This is a genomic window from Polynucleobacter sp. UK-FUSCHL-C3 (assembly GCF_040409815.1).
Lineage (GTDB): Bacteria > Pseudomonadota > Gammaproteobacteria > Burkholderiales > Burkholderiaceae > Polynucleobacter.
Genome location: NZ_CP099959.1, coordinates 266,473 through 282,325 on the forward strand (window position 1 = coordinate 266,473; position 15,853 = coordinate 282,325).

At 46.0% G+C, this 15,853-nt stretch carries 15 protein-coding genes; 12 read left to right on the forward strand and 3 right to left on the reverse strand.

Translation table 11 applies throughout. From position 1 onward, the window contains the following. Positions 1-33: 33 nt before the first annotated feature. Together NKE59_RS01465 and galE are read right to left on the reverse strand one after the other, a co-directional pair. The gene (locus NKE59_RS01465; protein WP_353439124.1) at positions 34-1,023 is read right to left on the reverse strand and encodes a hypothetical protein; all 990 of its coding nucleotides are present in this window, start codon (positions 1,021-1,023) and stop codon (positions 34-36) included. A 33-nt stretch (positions 1,024-1,056) separates the two neighbouring features. After that, the gene (gene galE, locus NKE59_RS01470; RefSeq protein ID WP_353439125.1) at positions 1,057-2,070 is read right to left on the reverse strand and encodes a UDP-glucose 4-epimerase GalE; all 1,014 of its coding nucleotides are present in this window, start codon (positions 2,068-2,070) and stop codon (positions 1,057-1,059) included. A 137-nt stretch (positions 2,071-2,207) separates the two neighbouring features. On the opposite strand from galE, the gene NKE59_RS01475 reads away from it, so the two are divergent. Together NKE59_RS01475 and NKE59_RS01480 are read left to right on the forward strand one after the other, a co-directional pair. Further along, the gene (locus tag NKE59_RS01475; RefSeq protein ID WP_353439127.1) at positions 2,208-3,560 is read left to right on the forward strand and encodes an O-antigen ligase family protein; all 1,353 of its coding nucleotides are present in this window, start codon (positions 2,208-2,210) and stop codon (positions 3,558-3,560) included. Continuing rightward, a complete protein-coding gene (locus tag NKE59_RS01480) occupies positions 3,553-4,653 on the forward strand; it encodes a glycosyltransferase family 4 protein (protein ID WP_353439129.1) in 1,101 nt (366 codons plus the stop codon). The genes NKE59_RS01475 and NKE59_RS01480 overlap by 8 nt, the downstream gene beginning before the upstream one ends. Positions 4,654-4,713: 60 nt before the next feature. On the opposite strand, the gene NKE59_RS01485 is transcribed toward NKE59_RS01480, so the two are convergent. Next, positions 4,714-5,538: a glycosyltransferase gene (locus NKE59_RS01485; RefSeq protein ID WP_353439130.1), complete on the reverse strand. Its 825-nt coding sequence runs from the start codon at positions 5,536-5,538 to the stop codon at positions 4,714-4,716. 94 nt (positions 5,539-5,632) lie between these two features. On the opposite strand from NKE59_RS01485, the gene rfbB reads away from it, so the two are divergent. From rfbB to wecB, 10 genes are all read left to right on the forward strand, one after another. Then, positions 5,633-6,691, forward strand: coding sequence for a dTDP-glucose 4,6-dehydratase (gene rfbB, locus NKE59_RS01490; protein WP_353439131.1), 1,059 nt, complete (start codon positions 5,633-5,635; stop codon positions 6,689-6,691). Positions 6,692-6,720: 29 nt separating this feature from the next. Further along, entirely contained in the window at positions 6,721-7,719 is a 999-nt protein-coding gene (gene rfbD / locus NKE59_RS01495; protein WP_353439132.1) for a dTDP-4-dehydrorhamnose reductase, read from the forward strand. Positions 7,720-7,784: 65 nt separating this feature from the next. Further along, entirely contained in the window at positions 7,785-8,699 is a 915-nt protein-coding gene (gene rfbA, locus NKE59_RS01500; protein ID WP_353439878.1) for a glucose-1-phosphate thymidylyltransferase RfbA, read from the forward strand. 3 nt (positions 8,700-8,702) lie between these two features. Then, positions 8,703-9,266 carry a dTDP-4-dehydrorhamnose 3,5-epimerase gene (gene rfbC / locus NKE59_RS01505; protein ID WP_353439133.1) on the forward strand — a complete coding sequence of 188 codons (564 nt, stop codon included), beginning with the start codon at positions 8,703-8,705 and terminating at the stop codon, positions 9,264-9,266. Positions 9,267-9,328: 62 nt separating this feature from the next. Further along, positions 9,329-10,423, forward strand: coding sequence for a lipopolysaccharide heptosyltransferase I (waaC, locus tag NKE59_RS01510; RefSeq protein ID WP_353439134.1), 1,095 nt, complete (start codon positions 9,329-9,331; stop codon positions 10,421-10,423). 374 nt (positions 10,424-10,797) lie between these two features. Further along, on the forward strand, positions 10,798-12,096 hold the full coding sequence (locus NKE59_RS01515) for a nucleotide sugar dehydrogenase (RefSeq protein WP_353439135.1): 1,299 nt from the start codon (positions 10,798-10,800) through the stop codon (positions 12,094-12,096). A 1-nt stretch (position 12,097) separates the two neighbouring features. Beyond that, positions 12,098-13,045: a Gfo/Idh/MocA family oxidoreductase gene (locus NKE59_RS01520; RefSeq protein ID WP_353439136.1), complete on the forward strand. Its 948-nt coding sequence runs from the start codon at positions 12,098-12,100 to the stop codon at positions 13,043-13,045. 22 nt (positions 13,046-13,067) lie between these two features. Then, on the forward strand, positions 13,068-13,670 hold the full coding sequence (locus tag NKE59_RS01525) for an acyltransferase (RefSeq protein WP_353439137.1): 603 nt from the start codon (positions 13,068-13,070) through the stop codon (positions 13,668-13,670). Then, the gene (locus tag NKE59_RS01530) at positions 13,670-14,758 is read left to right on the forward strand and encodes a DegT/DnrJ/EryC1/StrS aminotransferase family protein (RefSeq protein ID WP_353439139.1); all 1,089 of its coding nucleotides are present in this window, start codon (positions 13,670-13,672) and stop codon (positions 14,756-14,758) included. Before NKE59_RS01525 ends, NKE59_RS01530 begins: the two co-directional genes overlap by 1 nt. Next, positions 14,755-15,846 (forward strand): UDP-N-acetylglucosamine 2-epimerase (non-hydrolyzing), encoded by a 1,092-nt coding sequence (gene wecB / locus NKE59_RS01535; RefSeq protein ID WP_353439141.1) that lies wholly within the window; start codon positions 14,755-14,757, stop codon positions 15,844-15,846. The genes NKE59_RS01530 and wecB overlap by 4 nt, the downstream gene beginning before the upstream one ends. Positions 15,847-15,853: the final 7 nt, after the last annotated feature.

Below are 15,853 nucleotides of genomic sequence, written 5' to 3' on the forward strand. Positions count from 1 at the left end.
GGTTTATTTCAATGCTGTACTTACCAACTTATGTTAAGCACTATTAATACTTTGATGGAAAATTTTTTGAATTTGCTCTTTAAAGATCCTTGATTCATCTTGTAGCCACTTTCGATAGGGCCCAAAGGCAGTAAAGTGCTTGGGAAAATCGCCCATGATGTCGGCTGCCAAGAGTCCAAATTGTTCAACAAAGCCATTTGCGTTGCTATCCAATTTGTATTGGGGCGGCATTGGCAAGTCCACCGTGTTTCCAGCGGAACCTAATTTTCCGGTAATCAGACAGCAGCCATGCATGGCAGCTTCACGCGGCATCCGATCTCTGCCGGGGTGATGACCAAAATCAATGTATAGCTTGGCTTGATAGAGCTTTTCAGAAAGTTGCTCGCGGTTTAACCCCTTTACAGGCTCAAAGCGCCAGTCTGGATACGCTTTGATCAAGCTCTCCGTCACCTTCCAGCCTTTGGTGGGGTTGTACAGAATGGTGTTTTGTTTATGGTCGATCCGATCAAGAAAGCGATCGGTTAGAAAATCTTCATTGATGGAGTCAATCAGTGGAATGGGCTCAATACCGCAGGATCGCAAATAGCTAGAGGAATGTTCCGTTTGAGAAAAGTGCAGAATTTGCTTGAGACTCTTGGCGCCGCCCCATGGCCTGCGCCCTTGTATTACCCGCTTAAGGTAGCGTACCTTGTCGTGCAAGCCCCAAATATGACGGCGCTCTAAAAAATTCTCGAGCGATAACCACCATAATCCCGCCTGCGCCTTTTTAACCTTAAGTGCTAGCATGGGATACACCTCAGGGAAAATAATCAGATTGCCTGGGGCATCTTCGTAGGGTGCCGATTGGGTCTTGTAGCGTGCATAGGCGGCTGGCGCAATCGCGGACTCTGAAAAGGGGAGGTAGCACATGTAAGCAGGTAGGCCCAGCGCATTCATGTGCGCGGTGAGCTGATGCAGTGCCTCAGGTCCACCAGTCACGGCTCCAGCAGGGCATACCACCAGGATTTTTTTGTAGTGTTGCATTGGTTTATTCCAAAAAATTAGTGCATCGATTAATTACAAGGTGCTGTCACGCGAGCGCTGGTAAAAACGCCAAGTATCCGTACACATGCGGTCTAGATTGTATTGAGCGACCCATCCTAATGTGCGTTTTGCCAATTGGGCATTGGCAAAGTACTCCGCCAGATCCCCGGAGCGGCGACCTACAAACTCATAGGGTACGGTAATGCCGCTGGCACGCTCAAACGCAGCAATGACCTCAAGTACGCTGTGCGGCCGTTCAGTACCTAGGTTCACTGTGAGGATGCCTGGGCGTGTATCAAGGTAGCGTAGTGCTAAGCAATGCCCCTCAGCCAAATCCTCAACATGGATGTAGTCTCGCAAACCGGTGCCGTCGGGGGTGGGGTAATCATTGCCGTAGACCTTCAGGTTGGGTAATTTGCCTAAGGCCACTTGCCCGAGGTAGGGCATTAAGTTGTTTGGAATGCCCAAAGGGTCCTCGCCAATCAGCCCTGAACTATGGGCCCCAACAGGATTGAAGTAGCGCAGGCAAGCGACTCTTAATGCTGGATTTGCGTTCACCAGATCAGTTAGTAAGTTTTCTACCATTAACTTACTTCTGCCGTACACATTAATTGGTTTGGTTGGCAGCGTCTCGTCGTATTGGGTTATGCCTGGTTCGCCGTAAACCGTTGCCGATGAGGAGAAAACAACGGTATGCACATTTGCCTTAAGTGCTTCTTCTAGTAGGGCAATACTTCCAGCCACGTTGTTGTCGTAATACAGCAAGGGCTTGGCTTGTGATTCTGCAACGGCCTTGAGGCCGGCAAAATGAATCACGCCATCAATTGAATGGGATTTAAAAACACCTGCCAAGAGGGCGCGATCTCGCATATCACCTTCATAAAAAAATGGTTTTCGGCCTGTAATGGATTCGATTTGGTGAATGGCATTGACTTTGCTATTGCATAAATTATCAACAATAACCGCGCCATATCCCTGTTCTAGAAGCTTTACGACTGTATGGGAGCCGATGTAACCAGCCCCGCCAGTGACTAAAATAGTCTTCATCGATTAATCTCGGAAGTTCAAAGCTGGGCAGATGGTGGATGGTATTCTGTTATCACTCATTATATAAATTGCATATAAATATGTCATTCTACAAAAGTAAGCTCAATTAAGCCATTTCAATCTGCAATAAACCGCCTATGACGCAATTCAAACGCACTAGCAGTATTTTTTCGATATCGAATTGCATTCTGCTTGCGGTTTTTATGTTCCCCATCACATTTATGACGGTGCGGCATGGTGTGCATGTGTCTCTATTCGCATTATTACTGATTGTGCTTATTGTATTTTTTCAAAATAAGCAGGCGCATTTTCATTTTAAAAATAAAACGGATCTCATTATTGTTCTGTCCTTTTGCGGACTAATCATTGCCGTCTTATTGGGTCAGCTGCTTCGCTCAAAAATGCACATGGCGGCATTCGATGGCCCTTCCCGAATTGCGTTTGCGGGCCTTATTTATTTATTACTTAAAAACCGCCAAATAGCCTATATCAAGACTTTGGATGCAGCGATCCCGGTTGGCCTACTCTGTGTGCTGACAGCGGTGTCACTTAATCCTGGGGCCTATTGGGATGGTCGCTTAGCCACCTATTTTGTTGATCCCAATACCTTAGGGAGCCAAACCTTTATCTTGGCTTTGATTGTATTTTTATCGATTGCTCCTAGTCCAGGCGAATCTCGCTGGCTTCTATTACTCAAGTTGGTGGGCGGCGCGGCAGGTATTTATGTGTCAATATATTCTGGATCACGTGGCGCTTGGCTGGCCGGCCCGTTTATTTTTTTACTATTCTTGTTGATTCGCTTCGGTGACTTTTACCGAGCTCAGGGAGCAGAGCGATTTCGCATTGCCTTGCAAACTAGTCTAATTGTGATTGCTGCGATTTTTTTGTTTTTCCTCGCCTTTTATTTCTCCGATGCAGTATCGAGCCGAGTGATCGGCGGCTATCATGAGATTCGCAATTGGCTTATGAATACTAAGCTGGATACTTCCGCTGGTATTCGCTTAAGTATTTGGAAGTTTTCATTTCAGTTCGCGAGTGAAAGCCTTCTCTTTGGCTATGGAGAAGAAAAAAACATGATGCAGCTCTTGAGTAATAGCCCGCTCAACATACCCGCTAATGAAATTGCAATTAGTACTATGGCTGCGACTGGTCCACATAGCGATATTTTGAGTAAATTACTTTCTTCGGGATTGTTTGGTCTTTTGGCCTACCTCTGCTTACTTTTTTCCCCTTTCTATTTTTTCTATACCCATCAAAATTCATTGATCGCAAACAAGAGGCGCGCAGCGCGTATGGGCATGTATTACATTACGGGCGTTTTTATTGCAGGTCTTTCCAACGAGCAGCTCTCGTTAAAGTACCTCTGTACTTTTTACGGCTTAATGACGGCGACTTTGCTGGCACAAGTGCTGCAAGCTTCATCAATGGGATCCAGCCAGTCCTTCACCCACCCCAGTGCTAAAGTAAATGAAGCGCCTAGGCATGGCTAGCCCTAAGACAATTTTTTTTACTGACTCATCGATGAACATCGGTGGTCAAGAGTTGCAGGCTTTACAGCAAATGCGCGCCTTGCAAGCGGCTGGATTTAAAACCTTGCTATTGTGTAAGCCAAATAGCTCAATACTGCAGCGGGCAAGCGTATTGGGATTGGCGGCGATCCCAATATGCTTTCGCAATGCCTTTCATATCCCTAGCTTTCGGCAGCTACTGCACCTCGTGCGCAGCAAAGACCCGGTAGCGATTGTTTCCCATGGTAGCCATGATGCGTTACTTTCTGTGATGGTGAGTTGGTGGGCCACTCTTTTGGGTGGAAAGAGTGTAGCGGTTTTGAGAGTCAAAACCTTTCAGCACGGCTATCCACTGTCATTTGCGTATAACCACCTCTTTAGTAAAACGCTGACACCCAGCCACCATTTGCGCGAGCTGTTTTTGGTCAATCGGTCGATCAAGCCAAACAAAATTGAAGTACTGTACCCAGGCATTGATTTTTCTGGTTTACGTCAGGCAGATGGCGTATTGCCAGAGCATGTCCGGCAGTGGCTTGATGCTCACCCAGGGCCGGTTATTTCGCACGGAGCGATTCTACGGGGTGAAAAAGGCCATCGCATTATTTTGAATGCCCTAGTGGAAGTAAAAAAATCGTTTCCAACTGTGCGTTACTTAATTGCCGGCGAGGGTCAAGATCGGCCATTACTCGAAGCCGAGATCAAGGCCCTTGGTCTTGAAGGCCACGTTTATCTAGCCGGAATTTTGCATCCGATTGCACCGCTCTTAAATGCCAGTACGCTAGCGGTGCTGCCGTCTTTGATTGAGCCCTTGGGTATGTTTCAGATTGAGGCGCAATATTTGGGTGTACCTACGATTGTCAGCCGTGTGGGTGGGATTCCTGAAACCATCCTTCATGAAGAGACGGGGCTGATGGTGGAACCCGGCAATGTGCCCGCATGGGCTGACGCTATTTGCTGGGTACTTGAAAACCCAATCGAGGCTAAGCAGCTGGCTGACCGAGGCAGGGCATTTGTAACAAACAAATTTTCGATGGAGCGCAATACTGCTGAGTTGATCAGGTTGATCGAAGCTTAGTACGATTTAGCACTGCTTAGTGCGACTACAAGGTAGTGCTGACTCAAAAAGTGTGCCGCACTAAATCCATACAAATTCGTAATTTTCTCGAAGACCGTGTACGGTCATGCCGTACTCGCGCAGCTCGGTCTGATTGCAGGCAATTTGATGTTGTTTTGTTTTGCGTTTATTGAGCTTGCGGGCAATCCAGCTTTGATTTAGTAGCTTGTAGTTATAGCGATTAGCAAGGCCGTCTTTCTGACTTAGACCGCGTTCTAGCTTCATGGCAGTCTGGGTAATCGAGCCAAAGTGGTGTAGCCAGGATGAGCCTGTGATGGCGGTCTGTATGCCTGCCTTCTTTAGCTCATGAAAGAACAGCGTATCTTCGTAACCTAAGAGCTTGGGTACCGGCTGAAAGTAGCCCACATCCATCCAAACCGACTCATGTACGGCAAGGCAAACAGCATGCTTGCTACCTAAGCGGTTGACATTCTTCATGGTTTGGCTGGCTTTGGCACTAAAGGAGTCAAAGTCATAATCCAGAGGCCCTTCAATTAGCGCCGTACTAATTACTCTGAGATTTAATCTCTCGGCAGTTCGAATCAGATTTTCGATCCAATGGGGCGAGACCAGCACATCGTTGTTCATGATGATGCTCCACTCCGACTGCAGAGCGAGGGCGCCTTGGTTCCAGGCTGCGCCACATCCTAAATTGTGTTGATTAAAGATTCGGCCGCCCAGGGGAAGGGTCATCAGGTAATCTCGGGTGGAGTCGGTTGACTGGTTATCCACGACAACCAGGCGATCTAAGGGGGTGCCGTGTGCCACCATGCTGTCAATGCACTTTTTGGTGTACTCAACCGAGTTATAGCAAGCAAACGTCAGGCTGTATTTGGACGGATTCATGGACTAAGTATAAGTCAGGGCTTGCTACCTAAAGCCTGAATCAACCCTTCTGATCGGGTGATAATGTGAGCATTAAAACAAATACCTTATTTCTATGATTTTAGTGACTGGCGGCGCCGGCTTTATTGGCGGCAACTTTGTGCTGGATTGGCTAAAAGAGCCAAAAGCCGAGGGAATTGTCAATCTCGATAAATTAACTTATGCAGGCAATTTGGCTACGCTCGACTCCGTTCGGAATGATCCGCGCCATGTATTTGTTCAGGGCGATATTGGCGACCACGCACTCGTCTCGCGCTTATTAAAAGAGCATCAACCCCGAGCGATTATCAATTTCGCCGCTGAAAGTCATGTTGATCGCTCTATCCACGGCCCAGCCGAGTTTGTGCAAACCAATATCGACGGCACATTTAATCTCCTGGAGTGCGGAAGAGCCTATTGGAATGATTTAGATGAAGTAAAAAAAGCCGCCTTTCGCTTTCATCATGTGTCTACCGATGAGGTGTACGGTTCTTTGTCAGCAAGCGATCCTGCTTTTACGGAGACTAATCCCTATGAGCCCAATAGTCCCTATTCGGCTTCTAAAGCAGCATCAGACCATTTGGTCCGGGCCTGGTTTCATACCTATGGCTTTCCAGTACTAACCAGTAATTGTTCTAACAATTACGGCCCGTACCACTTCCCAGAAAAACTCATACCTCTGGTAATACTGAATGCCTTAAATGGTAAGCCCTTGCCCATTTATGGCGATGGCCAGCAAGTTCGGGATTGGCTCTTTGTGAGCGATCACTGTTCGGCGATTCGTGAAGTTCTGGCTAAAGGTAAGTTGGGCGAGACCTACAACATTGGCGGCTGGAATGAAAAAGCCAATATTGATGTTGTCAAAACCATTTGCCAGATTTTGGATGGGCTACGGCCTCGAGCAGACGGCAAATCCTACGCAGAGCAGATTACGTTTGTAAAAGATCGCCTAGGGCATGATCGTCGCTATGCGATTGACGCCAGCAAGATTGCACGCGAGCTTGACTGGAAACCAAAGGAAACGTTTGATAGCGGCATTCAAAAAACGGTGCAGTGGTATCTCGATAACCCAGTGTGGGTGGAGGGCGTGGTCAGCGGCTCCTACCGTGACTGGTTACAAAAGCAATACAACTAAGCAATGCTTTTTGCGCAACAATAGCCCAGATGAACATACTTGTTTTTGGGAAAGATGGCCAACTGGGCAAAGCGTTCAAAGCCATCTTTGGTGAACGTAAGCCAGAAAAACTGCATCGCATCAGCTACATAGGTCGTACTGAATGTGATCTAGCTAATCCCGATGCCATTACAGTGCCTCTCAATCAAATCAAGCCTGACTTGATTATTAATGCAGCAGCCCATACAGCAGTCGATCGAGCCGAAACAGAAGTCGACTCGGCCTATGCCATCAATACCAAAGCCCCAGAAATCATGGCGCAGTATGCAAAAAACCATGGCGCTACTTTTTTGCACTACTCGACCGACTATGTGTTTGATGGATCTAAAGTAAGTCCATATGAATCAACAGATGTGCGCAACCCATTAGGTGTATATGGCAAAAGTAAAGCAGCCGGGGAGGAAGCAATTGAGCGTGCCTTTCAAGATAAGCAAAAGCATGCTTCGCAGGTGAGTGGTACAGAGTTGAAGGCGCAATACGCGATTCTCCGAACCAGCTGGGTATATGGTGAAGGAGGTAACTTCATTCGTACGATTCTGCGTTTAGCTAAAGAGCGCCAAACGCTTAAGGTAATTGCCGATCAGTATGGCGTGCCAAGCAGCGCAAGGTGGTTGGCCGAAGTCAGTCTCGCTTTAACCCTCGACGAAAATAATCAATTAAGGCAATTCCCCTCTGGGATTTATCACGCAGTACCTTCTGGAGAAACGACCTGGCATGCCTTGGCATGCCATGCGGTGCAGGCGGCGCTGGATGCGGGTGCAGCGCTCCAACTGCACCCCAATGCGATTGAAGCCATCCCTGCCACGGAATACCCCCTGCCAGCACCTCGGCCGATGAACTCCCGTATGGCCCGAGGTTCTTTAGAGGCTGCCCTTGCTGATACGCTAGCCCCCTCGGCCAATGTGCCAAAATTACAGTTATTGCAGCAGTCGTGGGAGCCGCAGGTCGCAGCGTATGTCCAGGACTTGGTACACCGAAAGCTCATTTAACGCATTTAAAGTTACCCAAAGGTATTTAAGGGCATTCATACATGGCAACAAATCAAAGTAACCCGATGAAACGCAAAGGCATCATCCTGGCGGGGGGGTCTGGAACGCGACTCTATCCAGTGACGCAGGCTGTTTCTAAACAGCTCATGCCGGTGTACGACAAGCCCATGGTGTACTACCCATTAAGCACGCTAATGTTAGCCGGCATTCGGGATATTTTGCTGATCTCCACCCCGCATGACACACCACGCTTTACGGATTTATTAGGCGATGGTTCGCAGTGGGGTCTGAGCATCGAGTACTGCGTGCAGCCTTCACCCGATGGCTTAGCGCAAGCGTTTACCCTGGGTAAATCGTTTGTTGGCAGTAGCCCAAGTGCTTTAGTGCTGGGGGATAATATTTTTTATGGCCATGAGCTAGTAGAGCAGCTGCACAGCGCAAATGATCGGAGCAGTGGGGCTACTGTATTTGCCTATCATGTGAACGATCCAGAACGCTATGGTGTCGTAGAATTCGACAAAGATTACAAGGCACTCTCCATAGAAGAAAAGCCCCTCAAGCCTCGCAGCAACTACGCAGTAACGGGTCTCTATTTTTATGACAATGAGGTCTGCGATATTGCGGCATCGATTAAGCCGAGCGCCCGCGGAGAGCTTGAGATAACTGATGTTAATCGCGCCTATCTCGAAAAGAATGAACTGAGTGTTGAAATTATGGGCCGTGGTTTTGCTTGGCTAGATACTGGCACTCATGATTCTTTACTCGATGCGGCAGGCTTTATTGCCACACTGCAAAAACGCCAAGGCCTGATGGTAGCTTGCCCTGAAGAGATCGCCTACCGCCAAAGCTGGATTAGTGCAGAGGCAGTGCAAAAAGTGGCCGATCAGCTCAAGAAAAATAGTTACGGCCAATACCTCAACAAAATCCTGCTTGAGTTAGGTAGCAGCCCTCAACCCATTTCTTTATCGGCCAAGAGGTAAGTAATGGCTGACACTAAATTACAGGCGACACCAACAGCCATCCCCGATGTGCTTGTTTTGGAGCCTAAGGTGTTTGGTGATAACCGGGGTTGGTTTACTGAATCGTTTAATGCCCATGATTTTGCCAAGGCAACAGCCCTTAATGTGGAGTTTGTGCAAGATAACCACTCGCTCTCGCGGCAGTGGACTTTGCGCGGCTTGCATTATCAGCTCAAGCATGCCCAAGGCAAATTGGTTCGAGTCACAGTAGGCTCCGTATTTGATGTGGCAGTCGATTTAAGAAAAGACTACGCAACTTTTGGCAAATGGGTAGGCCTTGAAATCAGCGCTGAAAACCACAAGCAATTATGGATTCCGCCTGGCTTTGCACACGGCTTCTTAGTCCTCTCGGAGACCGCGGAGTTTTTATATAAAACCACCGATTACTATGATCCCCAGAGCGAAGTCTGTTTATCGTGGTGTGACCCAAGCATCAAGATTGATTGGCCGATTCCGCTGGGTAAGCAGGCGCTGCTAAATGCCAAAGATGCTGCCGGCCTAGCGTGGGACGCTGCCCCGAAGTTCTAAAGAAGCAAACCTAAGCAATAAAACCAGAGCAAGGTGAGCGCAAACAATACGATAATGTTCCCATGTCGATTCAGCAGCTAAATCCATTACCCACAGTAAGTCCAGCAGATCAAGCGCCGAAGATTCTGCTCGTCAAACTTTCTTCCCTCGGGGATGTGCTTCATAACTTGCCGATTGTGTGGGATTTGCGTAAGCGTTTGCCTAATGCCCAAATCGATTGGATTGTGGAAGAGGCTTATGTGCATTTGCTAGAGCCCCTTAAAACAACCGATGCATTCAAAGGAATTGATCATATTATTCCGGTCGCCTTTCGGCGCTGGCGCAAGAGCTTATTCTCTATTCGAACGTGGCGTGAATTTTTTGCCATGCGCAAACAATTGCAAGCCACGACTTACGATGTCGTACTCGAGACCCAGGGTTTATTGAAATCTGGTTTAGTGTGCGCACTGGCGAAAAAATCAAATAATGCTGTGGTTGCTGGCCTAGGCAATGCAACCGAGCATTCGGGATATGAGCCACTAGCCAGAATGTTTTATACCCAATCGGTTCATGTGCCCCTAAAGTGCCATGCAATTGATCGCTCGCGTTGGGTGATGTGCTCTGCTTTTGATTGGCCACTCCTTAATCGCAATGAGGAGTCGCCACTGTTTTACCCGAACGATTTTGTTGCGCAGCTACCACCCCTGCTATTGGAGGGGCTTAAGAAAACAGCGCAGGGAGCCCCGGCACCCTATGTGCTTTGTTTTCATGCAACGGCCAGAGCGGCAAAACGTTGGCCCAATGAAAACTGGGTAGAGCTGGGCAAGGCACTATTCAGTCAGGGCTATCAATTGGTTTTTCCATGGGGCAGCCCCGAGGAGATGAAAGTCAGTGCGCTCATCGCCAGTCAAATTCCGGGAGCGATCGTGCCCAGGGCATTTTCGATAGAGGAGGCATATTCCCTAGTAGCCCATGCAGCCCTCACGATTGGGGTAGATACGGGATTAACCCATCTATCAGCAGTATTGGGTAAGCCCACCGTAGAAATCTATTGCGATTCGCCAAGATGGAAGACTGAGGGCTATTGGAGTAAAGCGATTGCAAATGTGGGCGACTATAAAAAGAGTCCTTTCGCCGAGGAGGTTGTGCAAGCGGTGAGAGTTGCTAAAACGGCCTAGTTAATATAAATAAAGTTAGTATTCATTAACAATATATCATTTCGGACATGTCCAATACCAGAGCTTACGGGTGACCCATATAAAATCATTAATTCTTATAAGTAAAAAATGTAAAGACAGTCAACATATTTAAAAAGCATAAAAACATAAGTATTTAATGGTCGAGCAGTCAGTAAAAAATAGCAGCATCTCCCATTCATCAATTAAGGTCGTCAATAAAATTATTATTCAAGCTGGAATGCCCAATCTGTATGCATAAGAGCTAAATCTTTTCGCATGCAAAGCAGTAAATGTTTTTTGGTAAGTATTTTTATATATCATTACTACAAATAATTGAAACAGTTGTAGCAAATTAATCAAAAGGCTTTAGAAGAGTGGATCCCTGCAAAGAAAAAATTGCCATAATTGGACTGGGTTATGTGGGCTTACCACTTGCAGTTGAATTTGGAAAAAAACAGCCAGTATTGGGTTTCGATGTAAATGTGGCGCGTATAAACGAATTAACTGATGGCAGGGATAGCACCCTAGAGGTCTCCGCAGCTAACTTAAAATCTGCAAACCATCTTTCATTTAGTAATGACACAAATTTGCTTAATGACTGTACGATTTTTATTGTGACTGTACCAACCCCCATTGATTCTGCCAATCGCCCTGACTTATCTCCACTCATAAAAGCCAGCAAAACAGTCGGCGGGGCTCTTAAAAAAGGATCAATTGTAATTTACGAATCAACTGTATATCCAGGTTGTACAGAAGAGGTATGTGTACCAATATTGGAATCAACCTCCGGTTTAAAATTTAATATAGATTTTTTTTGTGGCTACAGCCCTGAGCGCATTAATCCCGGTGACAAAGTTAATACCTTAACGACAATAAAAAAGATTACAAGCGGAAGCAATCCAGAAACGGCCGATGTTGTTGATGCACTCTATGCCAAAATTATCAAAGCAGGAACATGGAAGGCTAGTAGCATCAAAGTCGCTGAGGCCGCCAAGGTGATTGAAAATAGCCAGCGTGATTTAAACATTGCCTTTGTAAATGAGTTATCGGTAATTTTTGATAGACTCGAAATTGATACCTTAGAAGTGCTAGAGGCGGCTGGAAGTAAATGGAATTTTATGCCCTTTCGTCCGGGTATGGTTGGCGGTCATTGTATTGGCGTAGACCCTTACTACTTGACCCATAAAGCCGAAGAAGTCGGCTACCATCCTCAAGTTATATTGGCGGGCCGCAGAATTAATGACAATATGGCACGTTATGCCGCTCGAAATATGATCAAGCGAATGTTGCAAAATGGAATTGATGTTTCGCGAAGTACGATTGGGGTGATGGGTGTCACCTTTAAGGAGAATTGCCCTGATATTCGCAATAGTAAAGTCGCAGATTTAATTAAAGAAATTGAGGCTTGGGGTGCAAAAGTACGCGTAATGGATGCCTGGGCCGATGCACTTGAGGTGAATCAGGAGTATGGAATTGAGTTAAGAAACATTGACAGCCAAAATAAAGTTGACAGTCTTATTGTGGCTGTTGGTCACAGTCAATACCGAGAGCTTAGCCCTGAAACTTTAATGTCTTATTGCAATACAAACAAGCAACCTGTAATTGGCGATCTAAAATGCCTCTACGATAGGCATTCACTCATCAAAGCAGGATTTACTGTGTTTCGATTTTAATATGAAGAATTTTGCTCTAATTGGCGCAGCGGGTTATATTGCTCCCCGCCATATGCGTGCCATTAAGGATTTGGGCCATCATTTATCTGTTGCCTATGATATCAATGACTCAGTGGGTATTATTGATAGTATCTCACCTGAGAGTGAATTCTTTACTGAGTTTGAGCGTTTTTATGAGTATGCGCAAAGTCTTAAGCGTGTATCTGATAAAAAACTCGATTACGTCGCTATCTGCAGTCCCAATTATTTGCATCATGCCCATATTGCTACTGGCTTGCGATTGGGTTGTGACGTTATTTGCGAGAAACCCCTTGTGCCAACGCCTGCGCTGATGGATGAGCTGGCGTTACTCGAGCAAGAAACTGGCCAACGTGTTTTTAATATTTTGCAATTGCGCCACCATGATGCAATTTTAAAATTACGCGATCAAGTTTTAGCTGCGCCTAAGGATAAAAAATTTGATGTGGAGTTGACCTACATCACCAGTCGTGGCAAATGGTATATGGAGAGCTGGAAAGGCGATGCACGTAAATCATTTGGTGTTGCAACCAATATCGGCGTTCATTTTTACGACATGCTTCATTTCATATTTGGCAAATTGCAACGTAATGTGGTGCACTATAGGGGGGAAGCTAAAGCTGCTGGCTACCTAGAGTATGAGCGTGCGCGCGTACGTTGGTTTCTGTCAATTGATGCCAATGATTTGCCTGTTGAGGTAAAAGGTAAAAAATCAACATATCGCAATATTGATATCAGCGGTCAGCAATTAGAGTTTAGTGAAGGATTTACCGATTTACATACCACTAGCTATCAAGAGATATTGGCAGGCCGTGGTTATGGATTAGAAGATGCCAGACACTGCATCGAAACCGTTGACGTGATCAGAACGGCATCTATTGCTCAAGGTCAGGGTAGCGAAGTCCACCCATTCGTTGCTAACTTAAGATAATCAATCAGGGTAAGTACTCTTTATGACCTATACTGTTCATCCATCCGCCATTGTCGATGAGGGTGCACAGATTGGGGATGGATCTAGAGTGTGGCATTTTGCGCATGTATGTGCTGGAGCAAAAATTGGTCGAAACGTGTCGCTAGGTCAAAATGTTTTTGTTGGTAATAAAGTATTCATTGGCGATAGTTGCAAAATTCAAAATAATGTTTCTGTGTACGATAACGTTACTTTGGAGGAGGGTGTTTTTTGTGGACCAAGCATGGTCTTTACAAATGTCTATAACCCACGATCACTCATTGAGCGCAAAAGTGAATACCTTAATACCTTGGTAAAAAAAGGTGTGAGTTTAGGTGCGAACAGCACAATTGTTTGTGGAGTCACGATTGGTGAATTCGCTTTTATTGGAGCTGGTGCAGTGGTCAATAGAGACGTTAAACCCTATGCCTTGATGGTTGGCGTCCCAGCCAAACAAATTGGTTGGATGAGTGAGTTTGGCGAGCAACTGCGATTGGAGCTTACTGGAGATGGTGAAGTTCGCTGCAGCCATACGCACGATCTTTATGTCTTAAAAGACTCTCAACTAACAAAGCAACCGTCAGAATCCTCGGCGGCCTCAAGGTAATGGAATTCATTGATCTCAAAAGCCAGTACTCATTTCTCAAAGAGGAAATTGACGCCGGTATTCAACGCGTCCTTGATCATGGCCAATACATCCTAGGCCCGGAAGTTGCTGAGCTAGAGATACAATTAAGTCAATTTACTGGTGCCAAACACTGTATTAGTGTTGCAAATGGTACTGATGCACTCCAAATCGCCCTGATGGCACTGAACATTGGGCCGGGTGACGAAGTGATCACCCCCGGGTTTACCTATATTGCTACAGCAGAAACAGTTGCTGTCCTTGGCGCTAAACCAGTTTATGTCGATATCGATCCTCGTACTTACAATTTAGACCCCCACCTACTTGAAAGAGCAATCAGCCCTAAAACTAAGGCCATTATTCCAGTAAGTCTGTATGGTCAATGCGCAGATTTTGACGCTATTAATGCGATTGCAGCCAGCCATAAGTTACCAGTTATAGAGGATGCCGCACAAAGTTTTGGCGCTACATACAAGGGGAGAAGTAGTTGTAACTTATCGCAAATAGCTTGTACTAGTTTTTTCCCCAGCAAACCTTTGGGTTGCTATGGAGATGGAGGCGCCATCTTTACAAATGATGATGCCATAGCAATAGTGCTCAGACAGATTGCCCGTCACGGGCAAGATCGAAGATATCACCATATCCGAGTTGGAGTAAATAGCCGACTAGATACCTTGCAGGCTGCAATTCTGCTACCAAAGTTAAAAGTTTTTAATGAAGAGCTTGAGAAAAGAAGTGCAGTGGCTAAACGTTATGACAAACTTTTCTTAGCTCAGGGCTTTCAAGAAACTCCTTTTATTGAGCCCTTCAATCAAAGCGCTTGGGCCCAGTACACAATTTGTGTTCCCAGGCGAGATCATGTTCAAGAGTATCTGAAGCGAGCAGGAATACCAACAGCAGTTTATTACCCCATGCCACTGAATAAACAGCCTGCTGTTGCTGATGCAACACTGCTCCCAGAGGGTGATAAGGCAGCTCAGTTCGTGATGAGCTTACCAATGAATCCTTACTTGACTGAGGATGATCAAGTCACGATAGTAGATGCAGTTATTAAAGCTCTATCACAATGAAAATACTAACTGTGGTGGGTGCAAGGCCCCAGTTCATTAAAGCGGCAGCTATATCTCGGGTTATTCGAGATCAATATACGAATTCAATCGAAGAAATTATTGTTCATACCGGACAACATCATGACGAAAATATGTCGCAAATTTTCTTTGATGAATTGGATATCCCAAAGCCTAAATTTAATCTCGAAATATCTGGCGGTGGCCATGGCGCTATGACAGGAAAAATGCTGGAAGGCATTGAACGTGTTTTGCTACAAGAGCGCCCAGATTGTCTATTGATCTATGGCGATACTAATTCCACTCTTGCTGGTGCACTTGCCGCGACTAAGCTGCACATTCCAGTAGCGCACGTTGAGGCTGGATTGCGGTCGTTCAATATGCGCATGCCAGAAGAAATCAATCGTATTCTTTCAGATCGCATTTCTTCCCTTCTTTTTTGCCCCACCAAAACAGCTGTAGAGAACTTAAGTGCTGAAGGCCTTAAAAATGGTGTTTACCAAGTTGGCGATGTGATGTATGACGTTGCGCTTTTCTATCGAGAGAGGGCGCAAAAAAATAGTCTTATTCTTAGCTCGCTTGGACTGACTAGTAAAAACTTTGCGCTAGCAACATGCCATAGAGCGGAGAACACGGATGATCCTCAAAGGCTTGCAAGCATACTGGAGGCTTTTTCAGAAATTGCAAAAGATCTGCCCCTGGTATTGCCCTTACACCCAAGAACTAAAAAGTTGATTACCGAAAATAATCTGAGCTCACTATTAGATTCAATCATCATCACTGATCCCTTGTCATTTTTGGATATGACTGCACTCGAGCAGGGTGCAAAAATCATTTTGACGGATTCGGGTGGCGTGCAAAAAGAGGCGTTTTTTTATAACACCCCATGCATCACCCTTCGCGATGAAACGGAGTGGGTAGAAACAGTGTCGTTGGGGTGGAATCAGCTTGTTGGGGCCAATACAAAAGCCATCATTCAGGCAGTAGAAAAGGTTAAAATGGATCCAAATCAGGTAGTCCAGCACCATCCTTATGGTAATGGAGATGCATCGCAGGCGATTTGCAAGCATTTACTAAAATATCTTAAATAACCTAATT